This is a genomic window from Cellulosimicrobium sp. NPDC057862 (assembly GCF_042797035.1).
Lineage (GTDB): Bacteria > Actinomycetota > Actinomycetes > Actinomycetales > Cellulomonadaceae > Cellulosimicrobium.
In genome coordinates this window covers 36,687-53,570 of record NZ_JBHVMH010000006.1, presented here as the reverse complement: position 1 = coordinate 53,570, position 16,884 = coordinate 36,687, and the positions used below count along the sequence as shown (strand labels likewise).

Annotated in this window: 15 protein-coding genes and 1 riboswitch; of the genes, 11 read left to right on the top strand and 4 right to left on the bottom strand. The window is 74.0% G+C overall.

Annotated features, from left to right (window positions below; translation table 11 throughout):
• Positions 1–86: 86 nt before the first annotated feature.
• Positions 87–206: riboswitch (TPP riboswitch) on the bottom strand.
• 88 nt (positions 207–294) lie between these two features.
• Positions 295–735, top strand: a complete 441-nt coding sequence (locus ACFVN3_RS09930; RefSeq protein ID WP_378232643.1) for a hypothetical protein — start codon at positions 295–297, stop codon at positions 733–735.
• Positions 736–794: 59 nt separating this feature from the next.
• The gene (locus ACFVN3_RS09925) at positions 795–2,528 is read left to right on the top strand and encodes an Rv2578c family radical SAM protein (RefSeq protein ID WP_378232642.1); all 1,734 of its coding nucleotides are present in this window, start codon (positions 795–797) and stop codon (positions 2,526–2,528) included.
• Between the two features lie 92 nt (positions 2,529–2,620).
• Here ACFVN3_RS09925 and ACFVN3_RS09920 read toward each other — a convergent pair whose 3' ends face one another.
• Together ACFVN3_RS09920 and ACFVN3_RS09915 are read right to left on the bottom strand one after the other, a co-directional pair.
• On the bottom strand, positions 2,621–2,935 hold the full coding sequence (locus ACFVN3_RS09920; protein WP_378232641.1) for a hypothetical protein: 315 nt from the start codon (positions 2,933–2,935) through the stop codon (positions 2,621–2,623).
• A gap of 35 nt (positions 2,936–2,970) precedes the next feature.
• Positions 2,971–3,438 (bottom strand): PPOX class F420-dependent oxidoreductase, encoded by a 468-nt coding sequence (locus tag ACFVN3_RS09915; RefSeq protein WP_378232640.1) that lies wholly within the window; start codon positions 3,436–3,438, stop codon positions 2,971–2,973.
• Positions 3,439–3,660: 222 nt separating this feature from the next.
• On the opposite strand from ACFVN3_RS09915, the gene aspS reads away from it, so the two are divergent.
• From aspS to ACFVN3_RS09890, 5 genes are all read left to right on the top strand, one after another.
• Positions 3,661–5,451 (top strand): aspartate--tRNA ligase, encoded by a 1,791-nt coding sequence (gene aspS / locus ACFVN3_RS09910; protein WP_378232639.1) that lies wholly within the window; start codon positions 3,661–3,663, stop codon positions 5,449–5,451.
• Between the two features lie 122 nt (positions 5,452–5,573).
• Positions 5,574–7,232, top strand: a complete 1,659-nt coding sequence (locus tag ACFVN3_RS09905; RefSeq protein ID WP_378232638.1) for a sensor histidine kinase — start codon at positions 5,574–5,576, stop codon at positions 7,230–7,232.
• Entirely contained in the window at positions 7,229–8,386 is a 1,158-nt protein-coding gene (locus tag ACFVN3_RS09900; RefSeq protein WP_378232637.1) for a hypothetical protein, read from the top strand. Before ACFVN3_RS09905 ends, ACFVN3_RS09900 begins: the two co-directional genes overlap by 4 nt.
• A 101-nt stretch (positions 8,387–8,487) precedes the next feature.
• Positions 8,488–9,948, top strand: a complete 1,461-nt coding sequence (locus tag ACFVN3_RS09895) for a glycosyltransferase family 2 protein (protein WP_378232635.1) — start codon at positions 8,488–8,490, stop codon at positions 9,946–9,948.
• Positions 9,945–10,331, top strand: a complete 387-nt coding sequence (locus ACFVN3_RS09890; protein ID WP_378232634.1) for a hypothetical protein — start codon at positions 9,945–9,947, stop codon at positions 10,329–10,331. Before ACFVN3_RS09895 ends, ACFVN3_RS09890 begins: the two co-directional genes overlap by 4 nt.
• Here ACFVN3_RS09890 and ACFVN3_RS09885 read toward each other — a convergent pair.
• Positions 10,307–11,062: a response regulator transcription factor gene (locus tag ACFVN3_RS09885; protein WP_378232632.1), complete on the bottom strand. Its 756-nt coding sequence runs from the start codon at positions 11,060–11,062 to the stop codon at positions 10,307–10,309. The genes ACFVN3_RS09890 and ACFVN3_RS09885 overlap by 25 nt on opposite strands.
• Positions 11,063–11,140: 78 nt before the next feature.
• Positions 11,141–13,399, bottom strand: coding sequence for an MMPL family transporter (locus tag ACFVN3_RS09880; RefSeq protein ID WP_378232788.1), 2,259 nt, complete (start codon positions 13,397–13,399; stop codon positions 11,141–11,143).
• A gap of 114 nt (positions 13,400–13,513) precedes the next feature.
• On the opposite strand from ACFVN3_RS09880, the gene ACFVN3_RS09875 reads away from it, so the two are divergent.
• From ACFVN3_RS09875 to ACFVN3_RS09860, 4 genes are all read left to right on the top strand, one after another.
• The gene (locus ACFVN3_RS09875; protein WP_378232631.1) at positions 13,514–14,986 is read left to right on the top strand and encodes a replication-associated recombination protein A; all 1,473 of its coding nucleotides are present in this window, start codon (positions 13,514–13,516) and stop codon (positions 14,984–14,986) included.
• Positions 14,987–15,184: 198 nt separating this feature from the next.
• Complete coding sequence (gene rpsD, locus ACFVN3_RS09870; protein ID WP_047234514.1) at positions 15,185–15,811, top strand: 30S ribosomal protein S4; 627 nt, start codon at positions 15,185–15,187, stop codon at positions 15,809–15,811.
• A 249-nt stretch (positions 15,812–16,060) separates the two neighbouring features.
• The gene (locus ACFVN3_RS09865) at positions 16,061–16,456 is read left to right on the top strand and encodes a DUF948 domain-containing protein (RefSeq protein WP_378232630.1); all 396 of its coding nucleotides are present in this window, start codon (positions 16,061–16,063) and stop codon (positions 16,454–16,456) included.
• Positions 16,456–16,815, top strand: a complete 360-nt coding sequence (locus tag ACFVN3_RS09860) for a hypothetical protein (RefSeq protein WP_253049333.1) — start codon at positions 16,456–16,458, stop codon at positions 16,813–16,815. The genes ACFVN3_RS09865 and ACFVN3_RS09860 overlap by 1 nt, the downstream gene beginning before the upstream one ends.
• Positions 16,816–16,884: the final 69 nt, after the last annotated feature.

Here is a 16,884-nt window from a genome sequence, read left to right as displayed (position 1 = left end):
GGGGCGAGGGGTGCACGACGGCGCGTCACCGCCTCGGCCCGCGCGCACGGCCGGGCGCGGGGCGCGCGGGCACGAGCGCGCAGGGGACGGTGACGTCGGCCCTGCTCCCTTCGCTGGTACGAACCAGATCAGGTTCCACGGGTCTGCAGGGGGGACGGGTGTCCGGCCTGCACTCTCAGCGCTCGTGCGCTCCCCGGGGGCGTTCGGGCCCGACCCTAGGGCCTTCGTGCGCTCTCGACAATCCCGGCGTCTCAGCCCGCGGGACGGCGTGGCAGGGCGTGAGAGCGTGGCGGCATGACGAGGGACAACGACCCCGCCGCGGTCGCGGAGCTGGACCGTCTCGACGAGGCGGTCCGGTCCGCGCCCGCCGGAGACACGACGGCGCAGATCGCGCTGTGGCGGCAGACGACGCGGCTCGACACCTGGTTCTTCATCGCGCGGGGACCCGAGGACCGGCCCCGTCCGTACGCCGTGGGCGCGGCACAGGGGCCGATGGTCTGCCTCTACAGCAGCGCCGACCGGGCGCGGGAGGCCGCGGTCGCGCTGGGCGTCGTCGGCGAGGGCGCAGCGGTACCGCTGCTCGCGGTGCCGGTGCCGGACGCGATCGACTACGTCGCGTCGTTCGGCGCGGCCGGCGTCGTGGGCGTGACGCTCGACCACCCGCGGATCGGCCACCACGTCCCGCTCGCGAACCTGGGCCTGCTCATGGCGTGGGCTGCGGAGGACGCGCCGTGACGGCGCCGTGACAGCACGGAGCGGGTAGCGGACAGGCCGGTGCGGCCCCGTGTGAGGCGGTGGACCTCGCGGGGAACGCGCCACGTCCGAGCGACCTTGACACGCAATCGAACACCTGTTCGAATGCTCTCGTGCGGTGGGACGGACAGGCGATCGGCGCGGACGACGGAGCGCTCCCGGGGTTGGAGCGCGTCGGCCTCGTGCGCAGCGTGCGCACGCCGGAGTTCGCCGGCATCACCTTCCACGAGGTGACCGCCAAGAGCGCGTTGTCCAAGGTGCCGGCCATGTCGCGCATGCCGTTCCGCTGGACGGTCAACCCGTACCGGGGGTGCAGCCACGCGTGCTCCTACTGCCTGGCTCCCACCACGCCGGTGCTCCTGGCTGACGGCACCCAGCGCCCGATCGGCGAGCTGCGCGTCGGCGACGAGATCATGGGGACCGCGCCGCACGGCGCCTACCGGCGGTACGTGCGTACGCGTGTGCTCGACCGCTGGACCACCCGCAAGCGCGCCTACCGCGTGACGCTCGCCGACGGCACACGGCTCGTCGCGAGCGGCGACCACCGGTTCCTCACGGAACGCGGCTGGCGCCACGTCGTCGGCGGCGGGGGCCGCCGCGCCCACCTCGCCCTCGGCGACGTGCTCGTCGGCCCGGGCGCCGCGGCGCTCGCGGACGGCGCGGTCGCGCTCGAGGGGCGCGACGTGACCGGCGGCGACGCGCTGCGCGTGGACTCCCTCGAGGCCCTCGACGGTCCGGGAGAGGAGACCGACCTCGTCGACATCACGACCGGCACGCGCGACTTCGTCGCGGCGGGGGTCGTGAGCCACAACTGCTTCGCGCGGCCCACGCACGAGTACCTGGACCTGGACGCGGGCGAGGACTTCGACCGTGAGGTCGTGGTCAAGGTCAACGTCGACGACGTGCTGCGCGCCGAGCTCGCTCGGCGGTCGTGGGGCCGCGAGGCGGTCGCGCTCGGGACCAACACCGACCCCTACCAGCGGGCCGAGGGCCGCTACCGGCTCATGCCCGGCATCATCGACGCCCTCGCCGGGTCCGGCACGCCGCTGTCCGTCCTCACCAAGGGGACGCTCCTGCGCCGCGACCTGCCGCTGCTCGCCGACGCCGCCTCGCGCGTCGAGGTCGGGATCGGCGTCTCGCTCGCGCTGCTGGACCCGGCGCTCCAGGCGAGCGTCGAGCCCGGCACGCCGTCGCCCCGCGCCCGGCTCGACCTGATCCGGGCGGTCCGCGAGGCCGGGCTGCCGTGCGGCGTCATGGTCGCTCCCGTCCTGCCCTGGCTGACCGACTCGACCCGCGCGCTCACCGACCTGCTCGACGCGGTGAAGGACGCGGGCGCGACGGGTGTCACCGTCCTGCCCCTGCACCTCAAGCCCGGCACGCGCGAGTGGTACATGGGCTGGCTCGCGCGCGAGCACCCGCAGCTCGTGCCCGGGTACGAGCGCGTCTACGCGCGCGGCACGTACGCCTCGAAGGCCTACCGGTCGTGGCTGTGGGACCGCGTGCGCCCGATGCTCGAGGCGCGCGGCTTCGCCGTCTCCGGGCACCGCGGGCCCACGGGCGTCGAGGGCCGGTACCGCCGGGGCGAGCTCGGCGGTCTCGGTGACCGTCACCACGACGCGGGACCGCCGACGGACGGCGCCTACCCGACCGGGAGCCTCGCCGGGTTGCCTCCGGAGCCCGACGGGCGCGGTCACGCCGGCGCCCTCGCGGGCATGCCGGTCGACGGCGGGGGTCTGGACGTCGTGGGCGGGGGAGCGGAGCAGGTCCTGTTCTGACCGGGGTGACACGGGGTCGGGGCGACGCCGACCTGGTCGACGCGGGCCCGGCGAAGCCGCGCCAGCGGTCCGCGTCGCGTCCGGCGGGCGAGTCAGGTGGACGTGTCGCGATCCGGCACGGCTACGACCCGGACGATGTCCGTGCGCGCCACGGCGCGGTCCCGGACGTCGGCCAGCGCCACGCGGGCGGGGTCGGCCATGTACGCGGCGAGCGCGTCGTCGTCGGGCATCTCGATGACCTGGACCTCGGTCGGCAGCGCCGCGTCCTGGCCGGGCAGCGCCCGCACGCGCGACAGCAGCCGGCCGCCGTGGACCGGCACCAGCGCGAGGACGTCGTCCTCGTACCGGCTCAGCAGGTCGGCACTGCCCTCGGTGGGCCACAGCAGGACGCACAGCGTGATCGGCATGGTCGGCACGCTACGCCGCCGCGCAGCCGGGACCGTCAGCCGTCCGCGAGGCGCGCCGGGAAGCCGCCCGTCGCGACCGGACCCCAGCGCGTGATCGTCAGGCGGACGAGCGACTTGCCCTGCGCGACCATGGCCTCGCGGTACTCGTCCCAGTCCGGGTGCTCGCCGCTGATGGAGCGGTAGTAGTCGACGAGCGGCTCGACCGAGTCCGGCAGGTCGATCACCTCGGCCTCACCGTCGACCTGCACCCACGGGTCGGAGAAGCGCTCGCCCAGCGAGAGCAGCGACGCGCGCGGGTCGCGGCGCACGTTGACCGCCTTCGCACGCTCCGGGTAGGTCGACACCACGATCCGGCCCGCGTCGTCGACCCCGTACGTCACCGGGCTGAGCTGGGGCCGGCCGTCGGCGCGGGTGGTGACCAGCACGCCGTCGTGGCGGGAGCGCAGGAACTGCTCGAGCTCGTCGCGCTCGACGCGCCGGTTCGTCGCGATGGTGCGTGCCACGGGGTCACCCCTCACTCGTGCGGACAGCGGGCCGGTCGGCGCACGCCGGTGCCGCCGGCCCGGACGCGAGCTCCGGACGCGCGACGCGGGCGGCGCCCTGGGGGCGCGGCGGCACCGCCACGGTATCCGGTCGAGCCGCCCGCCCGCCCGCACTAGACTCGTCCGGACGCGCGACCGCCCCCGGGAGCGCGACCCCCACCGCCCACCTGGAAGGAACCCTCCGTGCTGCGCACCCGAACGGCCGGCTCACTGCGGGCCGAGCACACCGGTCAGACCGTCACCCTCACGGGCTGGGTCGACCGTCGGCGCGATCACGGCGGCGTCGCCTTCATCGATCTGCGGGACGCCTCCGGGATCGCCCAGGTCGTCATCCGCGACGAGGCCGTCGCGCACCCGCTGCGCAACGAGTTCGTCCTCCAGGTGACCGGCGAGGTCTCGCGCCGCCCCGACGGCAACGAGAACCCGTCCCTGCCGACGGGCGAGATCGAGGTCGTGGCGAGCGACGTCGTCGTGCTCAACACGTCCGAGGCGCTGCCGTTCCAGGTCTCCACGGCGCTTGCGGACACCGAGACGATCGGCGAGGAGGCGCGCCTCAAGCACCGCTACCTCGACCTGCGGCGGCCCGCGCCCGCGCACGCGCTGCGCCTGCGCGCCAAGGTCAACCAGGCCGCGCGCCGCGTGCTCGACGCCGAGGAGTTCGTCGAGATCGAGACGCCGACGCTCACGCGCTCGACGCCCGAGGGCGCGCGCGACTTCCTCGTACCCGCGCGCCTCGCGCCCGGCTCCTGGTACGCGCTGCCGCAGTCGCCGCAGCTCTTCAAGCAGCTGCTCATGGTCGCAGGCATGGAGCGCTACTACCAGATCGCGCGCTGCTACCGCGACGAGGACTTCCGCGCCGACCGCCAGCCCGAGTTCACGCAGCTCGACGTCGAGATGAGCTTCGTCGAGCAGGACGACGTCATCGCCCTCGCGGAGAAGATCCTCGCCGCGCTGTGGGAGCTGATCGGCTACACGATCCCGACGCCGATCCCGCGCATGACGTTCCACGACGCCATGCGCCTCTACGGCTCGGACAAGCCCGACCTGCGCTTCGGCAACCCCCTCGTCGAGCTCACGGACTACTTCAAGGACACGCCGTTCCGCGTGTTCCAGGCGGAGTACGTGGGCGCCGTCGTCATGGCGGGCGGGGCCTCGCAGCCGCGCCGCCAGTTCGACGCGTGGCAGGAGTGGGCCAAGCAGCGCGGCGCCCGCGGGCTCGCGTACGTCACGTTCCAGGAGGACGGGACGCTCGCCGGTCCGGTCGCCAAGAACCTGTCCGACGCCGAGCGCGAGGGTCTGCGCGACGCGACCGGCGCGCAGCCGGGCGACGCGGTGTTCTTCGCCGCGGGCAAGACCTCGGACTCGCGCGCGCTGCTCGGCGCCGCGCGCCAGGAGATCGCCAAGCGCACGGGGGCCATCGACGAGGACGCGTGGGCGTTCGTCTGGATCGTCGACGCGCCGCTGTTCAAGCCCACGGGCGAGGACGACGACGTCGACCTGGGCCACTCCGCCTGGACCGCCGTGCACCACGCGTTCACGTCGCCCACCCCCGACTGGGTCGACACGTTCGAGCAGAACCCGGGCGAGGCGCTCGCCTACGCGTACGACATCGTGTGCAACGGCAACGAGATCGGTGGCGGCTCGATCCGTATCCACCGCCGTGACGTGCAGGAGCGCGTGTTCGAGGTCATGGGCATCGGGCCCGAGGAGGCGCAGGAGAAGTTCGGCTTCCTCCTCGACGCGTTCAAGTTCGGCGCGCCGCCGCACGGCGGGATCGCGTTCGGCTGGGACCGCATCGTCGCGCTGCTGACGAAGTCGGACTCGATCCGCGACGTCATCGCCTTCCCGAAGTCGGGCGGCGGGTTCGACCCGCTCACGCAGGCCCCCGCGCCGATCACGCCCGAGCAGCGCAAGGAGGCGGGCGTCGACGCGACGCCCGCCGCGCCGCAGGACGACGCCGAGGGCGAGGCGTAGCCCGCTCCCAGCACGTCACGCAGGGCGCCTCACCCGTTCCGGGCGAGGCGCCCTGCGCCGTCGACACGCGAGGACGGGCGTGAGGACGGGCGACCTTCCGGCGGCGTCGTTAGTCTCGGCGCATGCACGCAGGGGGGATGGCGGGGGGCTCTTCGCGCTCGGATGGTCGCCCCGTCGGCGCGCTCTTCGTCGTGAACCTGCCGTTCGTCGCGACGTCCGGTCTCGCGACGGTGGCGCTGACGGTGTACGACCGCACCGTCGTGCTCTCGACCCCCTTCGTCCTGGCGGTGGTGGTGCTCGCCGGGACGGTCGCCCTCACGCTCCTCGTGCCGTGGCAACGGCTTCCCCCGCGGTGCGAGCTGGCCGTCGCGGTGCTGGACCTCCTGGTCACCGGCCTGTTCGTCGGAGCGGGGGCCCCGCTCACGCTCCTCGCCGTGTTCCCCGTGCTCTGGCTCGCGCAGCGCCACGGGCGCACCGGTGTCGTGCTCGGCGTCGTCGGCGGGTTCGCGGTCGCCTGGATACCGTCCGCGCTCACCCTGCCGACGATGACGAGCAGCCAGGCGGCGCGGGTCGTCCTCGTCCCGGTGGTCCTCACGGCGGTCGCGCTGTCCGTCGGCGCCATCCAGCGACGCTCGGACGCGCGCAGCCTCCTCCTGCAGCGTCAGGGGCGGCTCCTGCGCAGCGCCGCGGACGACCTCAGCGCCGAGCGGAGGCTCCTCGAGGCGGTCGTGGGCACGGTCGGGGTGGGCATCGTCCTGCTCGACGAGCACGGGACGGTGGTGCTCGCGAACCGGCTGGTCGTCGAGGCCACGGACGGCGCCCTCCATGCCGGCGCCACCCGGGCGGCCCTGCCTGACGTCCGGCCGACGACGCTCGACGGCGAGCCGATCGTCCCCGGTGCGCTCGACCGCGCGATCGCCGGTGAGGAGGTCCGCGGCCAGGTCGGCTGGTGGCCGCTGCCCACCGGCCGCCGGGCGCTGCGCGTGTCGGTCGTCCAGCTCCAGGGACACCAGACGGGCGGCTCGGGGCGGCTGGCGGTCGTCACGTTCGAGGACCTCACGGAACAGGTCTCCGCGCTCGACCTCAAGGAGGACTTCGTGGCGGCGGCCTCGCACGAGCTGCGCACCCCGCTGACCTCGATCGTCGGCCATCTCGAGCTCGCGGTCGACGACCCTGCGCTCCCCGACGTCGTGCGCGAACGCCTCGTCGTGGCCGAGCGCAACGCGGACCGCCTCCTGGTGCTCGTCGACGACCTGCTCACCGCGGCCTCCACCCGAGCCGGGGAGCTCGTGCTCGAGCGCGCCCCGGTCGACCTCGGCGCCGTGGTGCTGGACGCGGTGCGTGCGATCGGTCCGATCGCGAGCGGTGCGAAGGTGTCCGTGGACGCCGACCCGGGCCTGACCGGCGAGCACCCCGCACCCGCCGTCGTCGGCGACCGGGCGCGGCTGCGCCAGGTGGTCGACAACCTTCTCTCGAACGCCGTGAAGTACTCGGACGCGGGCGGGCGCGTCCGGGTCGCCGTCGAGCCCGTCGGCCGCGAGCTCGTGCTCACCGTCGCGGACGACGGCCTCGGGATCGACGAGGCCGACCTCGGCCACGTCTTCACCCGGTTCTACCGTGCGGGCGCCGTGCGGAACGGGCCGCGCCACGGGACGGGGCTCGGCCTGCACATCTCGCAGCAGATCGTGCAGTCCCACGGCGGGTCGATCGAGCTGCTCAGCTCGCCGGGGCAGGGCACCGTCGCGCGCGTCCGGCTCCCTGTCGTGGGGACCGCACCGTGACAGGGCTGGACCCGACGACGGTGCTCGTCGTGTCGCCGGTCGTCATCGTGGTCGTGGGCAGCCTCTTCGTCCTCGAGATGTGGCGACGGGACCGGACCGACGTCGTCGACCGGTGCTGGACGCTGACCTTCGTCGCCGCCGTCGTCACGACGTTCGCCTACCTCGCGGCGAGCAGCCCCGCCCTGTGGTGGGCCGTACCGCTCGGGAACGCCGCGTTCGTGGTCTCCCTCGGATCGATCTGGTCCGGCGCCCGCGCGCGATCGGGGCACGACCCGGCGCTCGGCGTCGTCGGGGCCTCCGCGGGCCTCGTGGCGCTGGCCGCGATCGTCGCCGGTCCCGACGCCGGACCGTGGGCCGGCGCGCTCGCCTACCTCGTGGGGGTCGCGGCCTGGTCCGTGCTCGCGGCGGTCGCCCTGCTCGGCCCGGGGAGCGCCGGCGCGCGTGAGGCCAGGGCGCTCGGGGCCGCGTGCGCCGTGGCCGGCTCGTACTACGCGGTGCGCGCCGTGGTGTACGCGGTGGGCGGCCCGACGTCGGAGCCGTTCGTCCGGTGGTTCGGGACGGCGACGACGACCCTCGTCAACCTCGTGCTCATCGTCGTCGGCGCGTTCGCGATGATCGCGCTGCGCACCCGTGAGACGGCGGAGCTGGGGGATGCCCAGTTCGACCCGAGCAGCGGCGCCCGGACCCGTGCTGGTCTGGAGCGCGCGGTGGCGGTGCGTGCGACGGAGCACGGTGGAGCGGGTCGGTGGGAGCTGGTCGTCGTCGCCCTGGAGCTCCGTGACGTCCGGGCGCTCCGCGACGCCTACGGTCCGCCGGGCCCGGAGCGGGCGCGTCGGCACCTCGCTGACGTCGCGCTCGAGACCGCGCCCGTCGGCGCGCTCGTCGCGACCGACGGCCGCGAGCCCGGCGTCGTCGTCGTGCTCGCGGAGGACGACGAGGTCGTCCGTGGACTGTGGCTCCGCACGCTGCGCGGGCGGCTCGTGGACCGGCCGTTCGCGCTGGGCGGCGAGGTGCTCGGGCTCGACGTGGGCGAGGGCGTGGCGTCGGGTGCGCCGGCGGAGCTCTGGGCGACCGTGGAGCGTGCCCGGGCGACCGCACGGGGGAGCACGGACGAGGCCGCGCAGCACGGCGACGACGTCGCCCGGGGATCTTGAGCAGACCTTGAGGTTCCCCTGCGGGGAGCCCGAGCCCCCGACGCGGGTCGCCCCGCAGGATCGATCTCGTTGAATCCGTAACTATCTCGACGGGGGCCCTCATGACCGCACTGCTCATCGACACCGCACCGACCACCGTCCCCTCGGCCGTGCCCTTCGGCACGGAGCTCGACCGCTACGAGTTCACGGCGGACGAGATCGTCGTCCACGAGCCCGTGCGGCGCTCGACGATCGGGGCCGTCATCCCGGCGTACAACGAGGCCGGGACCATCAAGGCGGTGCTCAAGGGGCTGCTGCGCCAGACGCGCCTGCCCGACGTCGTCCACGTCGTCGTGAACAACACGAGCGACAGGACGTTCGCGAAGGCGTCCAAGCTCGCCGGCGAGCACCGCGTCGTCCGTCGCGGCGTCGAGCAGACGACGCGCGTCTACGTGCACGACCTGGGGGCGCTCGCGGAGAAGAAGGTCGGCGCGCTCAACTATGGCTTCCGCCTGGTGCGCGGCGCGGACTACTTCCTGGGCGTCGACGGCGACACGGTGCTCGCCAAGGACGCCGTCGAGCGGCTCGAGGCGGAGATGTCGTCCGACCCGCGCATCGGCGGGATCTCCGCGATCTACACCGTCGACAACGTGACGCCGCGCGGCCCGCTCCGCCGGTTCCTGCTCACGGGCCAGCGCGCCCAGTTCGCGGCGTTCAACATGCAGAACCTCCTGCGCGGGCGGAACATGGCCGTGCTGGGCGGCCAGGCGTCGCTGTTCCGGATGTCGGCCCTGGAGGCCGTGATGCTCGCGCACCACCAGCGCGACCCGTGGGTCTCGGACTCCGAGGTCGAGGACTCGCTGCTCAGCCTCCAGATCAAGTCGCTCGGATACTCGACCAAGATCTCCGCCACGGCCCGCGCCACGGTCGGCGGCATGACGACGCTCCGGGCCCTCGACGGCCAGCAGGTGAAGTGGAACTACGGGGCGATCGACCTCATGTGGCCCGGGCAGCGCGGCGACACGCGCGGTCAGCCCTTCCACCCGAACCTGCGTCTGCGGTGGATGGAGAACATCGGCATGCTCGTCAACGCGACGACGCGGATCCTCTTCGGCCTTCTCCTCGCCGGCGCCCTGAGCATCCACGCGTTCGAGTTCTCGCCGATCTGGCTCGTGCCGCCGGTGGTCGCGATGGCGCTCAACGTGCGCATCGCGGCGTCGATGCGGGACCGCACCTGGCGGGACGTGCTGTTCGCGGCGACCCTCGTCCCCGCCGAGCTCTACATGTGGATCCGCGTCGGGCACTTCGTGCGGGCGTGGTCGAAGTTCCTCTCCCGGTCCCGCACGGACAACTGGGCGGCGCAGGCGAAGGCCGAGCGTGGCAGCGGCTGGGCCTACCTGAGCCCGCTGGTCGTCGCCGTGGTGGGCCTCGCGGCGGTCGCCTGGATGTGGACGACGCTCCCGCTGGACGCGCGGTCCGTGGTCCTCGCCGTCGGCTGGCCCGTCCTCGGGGTCGTCACCGTCGTGCAGACGCTGTTCATGCTCCGGCGCCTCGTGCGGCGTCACCACGGCCTGCGCGCGTGAGCGCGCTGCGCACGGCGTGGACGTCGATGGCTGCGGAGCTCGACGGCGACACCGAGGCCGTCCGGCGCTTCTACGCGACGTACCTCTCGCTCGTCGGGCCGCGCGTGGAGGCCGTGGCCCGTGCCGTGGACCGTGGTGACGACCGCGGGGCCCGCACCGCCCTGCTCGCGCTGCGCTGCACGTCCGTCATGGCGGGTGCAGAGGACCTCGCTGCGGCGGCCGACCGGATGCTGGCGCTGCCGGTCGCCGCACCGCCGCAGGTCGCCTCGCGAGCGCTCCGCGCGCTGGGCGACGCGGCGAGCGGGACACGGACCCGTGTCTCGGGGCTCCTGGCGTCGCCCCCGGCGACCCGCGCCGCTCAGGCCGGCGGGTCGAACCGGTAGCCCACGCCCCGCACCGTGCGGAACCACCGGGGTGCGGCCGGGTCGTCCCCGAGCTTCTTGCGGAGGTTCGCGACGTGGACCTCCACGCTGCGGCGGTCGGCGTCGGTGACGAACGTCCCCGCGTCGTACTCGTCGCCCCACAAGACCCGCACGAGGTCGTTCTTGCTCACGACGCGGCCCGCCGCCTCGACGAGCGCGACGACCAGGTCGTACTCGCTCCGCGTGAGATGGACCTCGGCGCCGTCCACGGTGAGGGTGCGGCGCGGCACGTCCAGGAAGAGCCCGCTCGCGCCGAGGGCGCCGGGCCGCGTGCCCGGGCTGTTGCTCGGGGGAGGAGCGACTGTGCCGGGGGGCTCGCGTCGCGGGCGGCGCAGCAGCGCCTCGACCCGGGCCCGCAGCTCGCGCGGACGGAACGGCTTCGTCTGGTAGTCGTCCGCGCCGGCCTCGAGCCCCATCAGGGTGTCGATCTCGTCCGCGCGGGCGGTCAGCATGACGACGTACGTGTCGGAGAACTGCCGGATCCGCCGGCAGACCTCGAACCCGTCGATGTCCGGCAGGCTGAGGTCCAGCGTCGTGACGACAGGGTCGGTCCGCCGCACGAGCTCGACGCCCTCGACCCCGGTCGCGGCCGCCGACGTGGTGAAACCGGCCTGGCCGAGGACCGTCTGCAGCAGGTCGCGGATGTCCGCGTCGTCCTCCACGATCACCGCGGTGCGGGCCTCGTCCGTCATGCGTCCCCCTCGCGACGACCGGTCCTTGCCGCTGCCACGGTAACGGGCGGCCGGCCTGCTCGCAGGGACGCGTGCCCGTCAGTGCGTGATCGCGAGCTTGCGGTGCACCCAGCGCAGCGGGCGGGGCGCCCACCAGTTGAAGCGGCCGAGCAGCGTCATCGTCGCGGGCACCAGGAGCAGGCGGACGATCGTCGCGTCGATGAGCACGGCGACCGCGAGCGCGAACCCGACCTCCTTGATGACGAGGAGGTCGCCGAAGACGAAGCCCGCGAAGACGACGATGATGATCGCCGCCGCGGACGTGATGATCCGGCCGGAGCGCTGGAGCCCCAGGCGCACCGCCTCGTCGTTGGGGTGCCCGGCGTCGTAGAGCTCCTTGACGCGCGCGAGCAGGAACACCTCGTAGTCCATGGCGAGGCCGAACGCGAACGCGACGACGAGCGCGACCACGTACGTCTCGATCCCCCCGACCGAGGAGAAGTCGAGCAGGCCCTCCAGGTGCCCGTCCTGGAAGACCCAGACGAGCACGCCGAGCGAGGCCGCGAGCGAGAGCGCGTTCGTGAGGAGCGCCTTGACCGGCACCACGACCGAGCCCGTCATGAGGAACAGCAGGACGAGCGTCGCGCCGACGACGATCCCGACGGCCCACCACACGTGCTCGCCCAGCGCGTCGAGGAAGTCGACCTGCCCGGCCGCCTGCCCGGTGACCCACACGTCGAAGGCGCTGTCGGTCGCCCGCACCTCGCGCACGACCGACACCGCCTCCGGCCCGCCGGCGTCGTCCGCGTCGACGTGCACGCCGACGACGGCGTAGTCGCCGAGCGGTGCCGCGGGGTCGACGCTCGCGACGCCGTCCAGCCCGGCGACCTCGTCGGCCCACGCCTGCGCCTCCTCGACGCTCGCGTCCACCACGGCCACGACCTGGGCGCTCTCGCTCGACGGGTACTGCGCGGCGAGCTCGTCGACGAACTCGCGCTGCGGGGAGCCCTGGGGGAGCAGCTCGATGCCGGAGTTGCGCATGTGCAGGCCGAGGACGGGCAGAGCGAGGACGACGAGCACGACGACCGTCGTGAGCAGCACCCACACGGGGTGGCGCTGCACGCGCGCCGTGAGCCGGGAGAACGCGCCCTCGTCGGACTGCACGTCCGCCGTCCGGGCGAGCACGCGGCGCAGGCCGGGGATCCGGCCGAGGAGGCCGGGCTTCGCGAGGCGGCGGCCAGAGAACGCGAGCAGCGCGGGCACGAGCGTGAGCGCCGTCGCCACGGCGACGAGGACGACCCCGAGACCGCCCGCGCCGACGGACCGCAGGATGTCCGGGCGGAACACCATGAGCCCGGCGATCGAGATCGCGACGACGAGGGCCGAGAACGCGACGGTGCGGCCCGCCGTCTCCATCGTCCGGATCAGCGCCGCGTGGACCACGCCGTCGCCGCGCCGTCGCCGCAGCGCCGGGTCGTCGCCGGCCTCGATGAGGCGGTGCAGCTCCTCCCGGAACCGCGACACGACGAGCAGCCCGTAGTCGATCGAGAGCCCCAGCCCGAGCAGGGTGACGACGTTGACCACGGACGCGTCGACGTCGAGCACGTACGTGAGGCCCAGCAGCACCCCGAGCCCCGTCCCGATGGACGCGACGGCCCCGGCCATCGGCATCGCGGCGGCGAGGAATCCGCCGAAGACGAGCACCATGATGAGCAGCGCGACCGGCAGCGCGACCTTCTCGCCCGTCGTCAGGTCCTCCTCGACCTGCCCCGTGATGGCGTCGACGATGAGCGCGTTCGAGCCCACGAGGCCGGTCGCGTCCCCGGCCGCGTCCGGCGCGGCCTCCGCGAGGACGCCGGGCACCGCCTCGAGCTGCTCGACGACGCGGTCGGCCACGGCGTCCGTGCGCTCGGCGTCGAGGTCGGTGCGCAGCGTCACCACGGTGAGGAACCCGTCCCCGTCGCTCGCGACGAGCGACTGCGCGGCCGGGTCCTCGACCCCACCGGGGATCACGTACGGGTTGATGACCGTGTCCACGCCCTCGATCGCCACGAGGTCCGCGTTCACCGCGGTCATGGCCTCCACGACCTGCGCGTCCGCGGGGTCGACCTCGCTCACCAGCAGCGTGATCTCCGGACCGCCCTCGTCGTTCTCGGCGAGGACCTCGGTCGCGCGCTCGCTGTCCGAGCCGGGGATGGAGGGCGCCCCCGTGGTCACCCGGTCGAACACGCTCTCGCCGTGCACGCCGAACAGCGCGAGCGCGAACCCGAGCCCGGTGAGGACGACCCACACGACGACCGTGAGGCGGGGATGACGGGCGACACGACGACCGAGGCTCGAGAACACGAGCGCCAGCATCCCATCCACCCGCGCCGCGTGTCAGATCCCTCGCGACGCTGTGGACGACGTTCACCCGACCTCCCCACACCGGCGGCGTCCGGGAGCGTGGGCGGCGGTGCGTAGGCTCGGGGCATGTCCACCGGTGATCTGTTCGGCGGCGACCTCTTCGGTGCCGCCACCTCCGGCGCGCAGGGCACGCCGCGACCCGGACCGGGGGCCCCGCTCGCCGTGCGCATGCGTCCCGCCGCCCTCGACGAGGTCGCGGGCCAGGCGCACCTGCTCGTGCCCGGCTCGCCCCTGCGGCGGCTCATCGAGTCGGACGCGTCCGGCGGCCGGGCCGCGCCCGGCTCGGTCATCCTCTGGGGCCCGCCCGGAACGGGCAAGACGACCCTCGCGTACCTCATCGCGACCGCGTCCGGCCGGCGCTTCGTCGAGCTGTCCGCCGTCACCGCCGGGGTCAAGGACGTGCGCGCCGTCGTCGAGGACGCGCGCCGCCGCCTCGCGACCGGCGGCGAGGAGACCGTCCTGTTCATCGACGAGGTGCACCGCTTCTCCAAGTCCCAGCAGGACGCGCTCCTGCCGAGCGTCGAGAACCGCTGGGTCACGCTCGTCGCGGCGACCACCGAGAACCCGAGCTTCTCCGTGAACTCGCCCCTGCTCTCCCGCTCGCTGCTGCTCACGCTCCAGCCGCTGGGGGACGACGACGTCCGCGCCCTCGTGCGCCGCGCCGTCGCCGACGACCGGGGGCTCGGCGGCCTCGTCGCGCTCACCGACGAGGCGGAGGGCCACCTGGTGCGCCTCGCGGGCGGTGACGCGCGCAAGGCGCTCACCGTGCTCGAGGCCGCGGCCGGCGCCGCGCTCTCGGGCGCCCCGGTCCCGGTGCCCGCAGCGGCCTCGGAGGACGTGGCGGCCGACGGGGACGGCGAGCCCGGGACGGACCGTGCCTCGGTCGGTCCCGTGAGCGTGGACCTCGACGCCGTCGAGCGCGCCGTCGACGTCGCCGCCGTGCGCTACGACCGCGACGGCGACCAGCACTACGACGTCGTGTCCGCGTTCATCAAGTCGATGCGCGGCTCCGACGTCGACGCCTCCCTGCACTACCTCGCGCGCATGATCGCGGCGGGGGAGGACCCGCGCTTCATCGCCCGGCGCATCGTCATCGCCGCCGCGGAGGACGTCGGCATGGCCGACCCGTCCGCGCTCCAGACCGCCGTCGCCGCCGCCCAGGCCGTCCAGCTCATCGGCATGCCCGAGGGACGGATCGTCCTCGCGGAGGCCGTCGTGCACCTCGCGACTGCGCCCAAGTCCAACGCCGCCTACCTCGGGATCGACGCGGCGCTCGCGGACGTGCGCGCCGGGAAGGCCGGGTCCGTCCCGACGCACCTGCGCGACGCGCACTACCCGGGCGCGAAGCAGCTCGGGCACGGCACCGGGTACCGGTACGCGCACGACGCGCCCCACGGCGTCGCGGCGCAGCAGTACCTGCCCGACACGCTCGTCGGGTCGCGGTACTACACGCCGACCGACCGCGGCTACGAGCGCCAGGTCTCCGACCGCCTCGGGCGGATCCGGGACATCCTGGCGCAGGACGAGCCGGCGCGCTGACCTGCCGGGGATCGCCGCCCTCGGTGGTGCGGTAGACTTCTCAGGTTGCCTTCACGGCGACCACCTGGGACCTCGGCCCCGACCCACCGTCTCTCCCTCGGAGAGGCACGTGGTCCATCGGCTGGTCCCGCACCCGGACCCGACTCCTCGGGACCAGGTGTGACGTCAGTTCATACACGACAGGAATGAGATACCGCTGTGACGTCTGTCAAGCGCTCGCGCCGCCAGGTCCGCCTGAGCCGCGCCCTGGGCATCGCCCTCACCCCGAAGGCCGTCAAGCACTTCGAGAAGCGCCCCTACCCCCCGGGTGAGCACGGCCGCGCCCGCCGCCGCACCGAGTCGGACTACGCAGTCCGTCTCCGCGAGAAGCAGCGTCTGCGCGCCCAGTACATGCTCCGCGAGAAGCAGCTCGCGCGTGCGTACGAGGAGGCCCGCAAGGACAAGGGTCTGACCGGTGAGGCGCTCGTCGAGAACCTCGAGACCCGCCTCGATGCGCTCGTGCTGCGCGCCGGCTTCGCCCGCACCATCCTGCAGGCGCGCCAGGCGGTCACGCACCGCCACATCCTCGTCGACGGCAAGATCGTGGACCGCCCGTCGTTCCGCGTGAAGCCCGGCCAGACCCTCCAGGTCAAGCCGAAGAGCCAGGCGACGACGCCGTTCCAGGTCGCCGCCGCGGGCGCGCACCGCGACGTCCTCCCGGCCGTCCCGGGCTACCTGGACGTCCAGCTCGAGAAGCTGAGCGCGATCCTCACGCGTCGCCCGAAGCGCGCCGAGGTCCCCGTGCAGTGCGAGGTCCAGCTCGTCGTCGAGTACTACGCTCGCTGACCTTCGCTCCGGACGCCTCGCTCACCGCTTCGTCGGCGAGCGAGGCGTTCGTGCGTCCGGACGTGTGCGCACGCCGCACCGCAGCGACGCCGTCGTCGTGTCGTGCCCGACGGCGGTCCCCGCCCTGGTGCGGGTAGTGTTTCGCGGAGTCGTGGGGACGTCCGCGAGGACCCCGCGACGAGGTGGACCGTCCCGCGCACCACGCGCGACGTCCGTGCACAAGGCACCGTGACTGGCACTGGAGGAAGAATGTCCCTGGGAGACGTGGCCGGCCTCATCGCAGCCATCGCGTTCGTGCTGCTCGTCGGGCTGCTCGCGGTGCCGCTCCTCAAGCTCGGCCGCGTGCTGGACGAGGCGCGCGCGAGCATCAAGGAGGTCACGGACCACTCGGTCCCGATCCTCGACGAGGCCGCGACGACCGTCGCCACGACCAACAGCCAGCTCGTCAAGGTCGACACGATCACGACGTCGGCGGCCCAGGTGAGCGAGAACGTCTCGGCGCTCACGGGGCTGTACGCCGCGACGTTCGGCGCCCCGCTGGTCAAGGTCGCCGCGTTCACCTACGGCGTGCGCCAGGCCGCCGCCCGCTCGTTCGGCGGTCGCCGCTCGTCGGACGGCGCCGGACCTGCCGGGGGGTCGCGCTGATGCGCCGCGTCTTCTGGATCGGCGTCGGGGTCGCGATCACGGTCGTGGTCGTCGTCCGCGGCAAGAAGATCCTCGCTCGGTACGCGCCCGCGTCGCTCGTGGACCAGGCGACGGAGCAGGTCAACGGCCTGGGCGAGAAGGTCGTGGAGATCGCCCGCGACTTCCGCACCGAGTTCACGCTCGCGCGCGACGCGCGCGAGCAGGAGCTCATGGCGGCGCTCCTCGCCGAGGGCCAGGAGGACCCGGACGTCGTCCGAGCGCGCCGCGCGGCCGGCCGCCACACGCGCCCGGCCGCGGGAGACCCCAGCCCGTTCGACGACACGGACGACGTCGAGGACCTCCTCGGTTACTCCTTCTAGGACGCGGCCAGGCCGCCCCGACCCACAGCACGCACCCCGCACGACCCACCGACTGCCCCGAAGGACATC

Bases quoted from the DNA above. Each gene is read 5' to 3' on its own strand.
- ACFVN3_RS09930 (WP_378232643.1), top strand. From the start codon at position 295: ATGACGAGGGACAACGACCCCGCCGCGGTCGCGGAGCTGGACCGTCTC.
- ACFVN3_RS09920 (WP_378232641.1), bottom strand. From the start codon at position 2,935: ATGCCGATCACGCTGTGCGTCCTGCTGTGGCCCACCGAGGGCAGTGCC.
- ACFVN3_RS09905 (WP_378232638.1), top strand. From the start codon at position 5,574: ATGCACGCAGGGGGGATGGCGGGGGGCTCTTCGCGCTCGGATGGTCGC.
- ACFVN3_RS09895 (WP_378232635.1), top strand. From the start codon at position 8,488: ATGACCGCACTGCTCATCGACACCGCACCGACCACCGTCCCCTCGGCC.
- ACFVN3_RS09885 (WP_378232632.1), bottom strand. From the start codon at position 11,062: ATGACGGACGAGGCCCGCACCGCGGTGATCGTGGAGGACGACGCGGAC.
- ACFVN3_RS09880 (WP_378232788.1), bottom strand. From the start codon at position 13,399: ATGCTGGCGCTCGTGTTCTCGAGCCTCGGTCGTCGTGTCGCCCGTCAT.
- ACFVN3_RS09875 (WP_378232631.1), top strand. From the start codon at position 13,514: ATGTCCACCGGTGATCTGTTCGGCGGCGACCTCTTCGGTGCCGCCACC.
- ACFVN3_RS09865 (WP_378232630.1), top strand. From the start codon at position 16,061: ATGTCCCTGGGAGACGTGGCCGGCCTCATCGCAGCCATCGCGTTCGTG.
- ACFVN3_RS09860 (WP_253049333.1), top strand. From the start codon at position 16,456: ATGCGCCGCGTCTTCTGGATCGGCGTCGGGGTCGCGATCACGGTCGTG.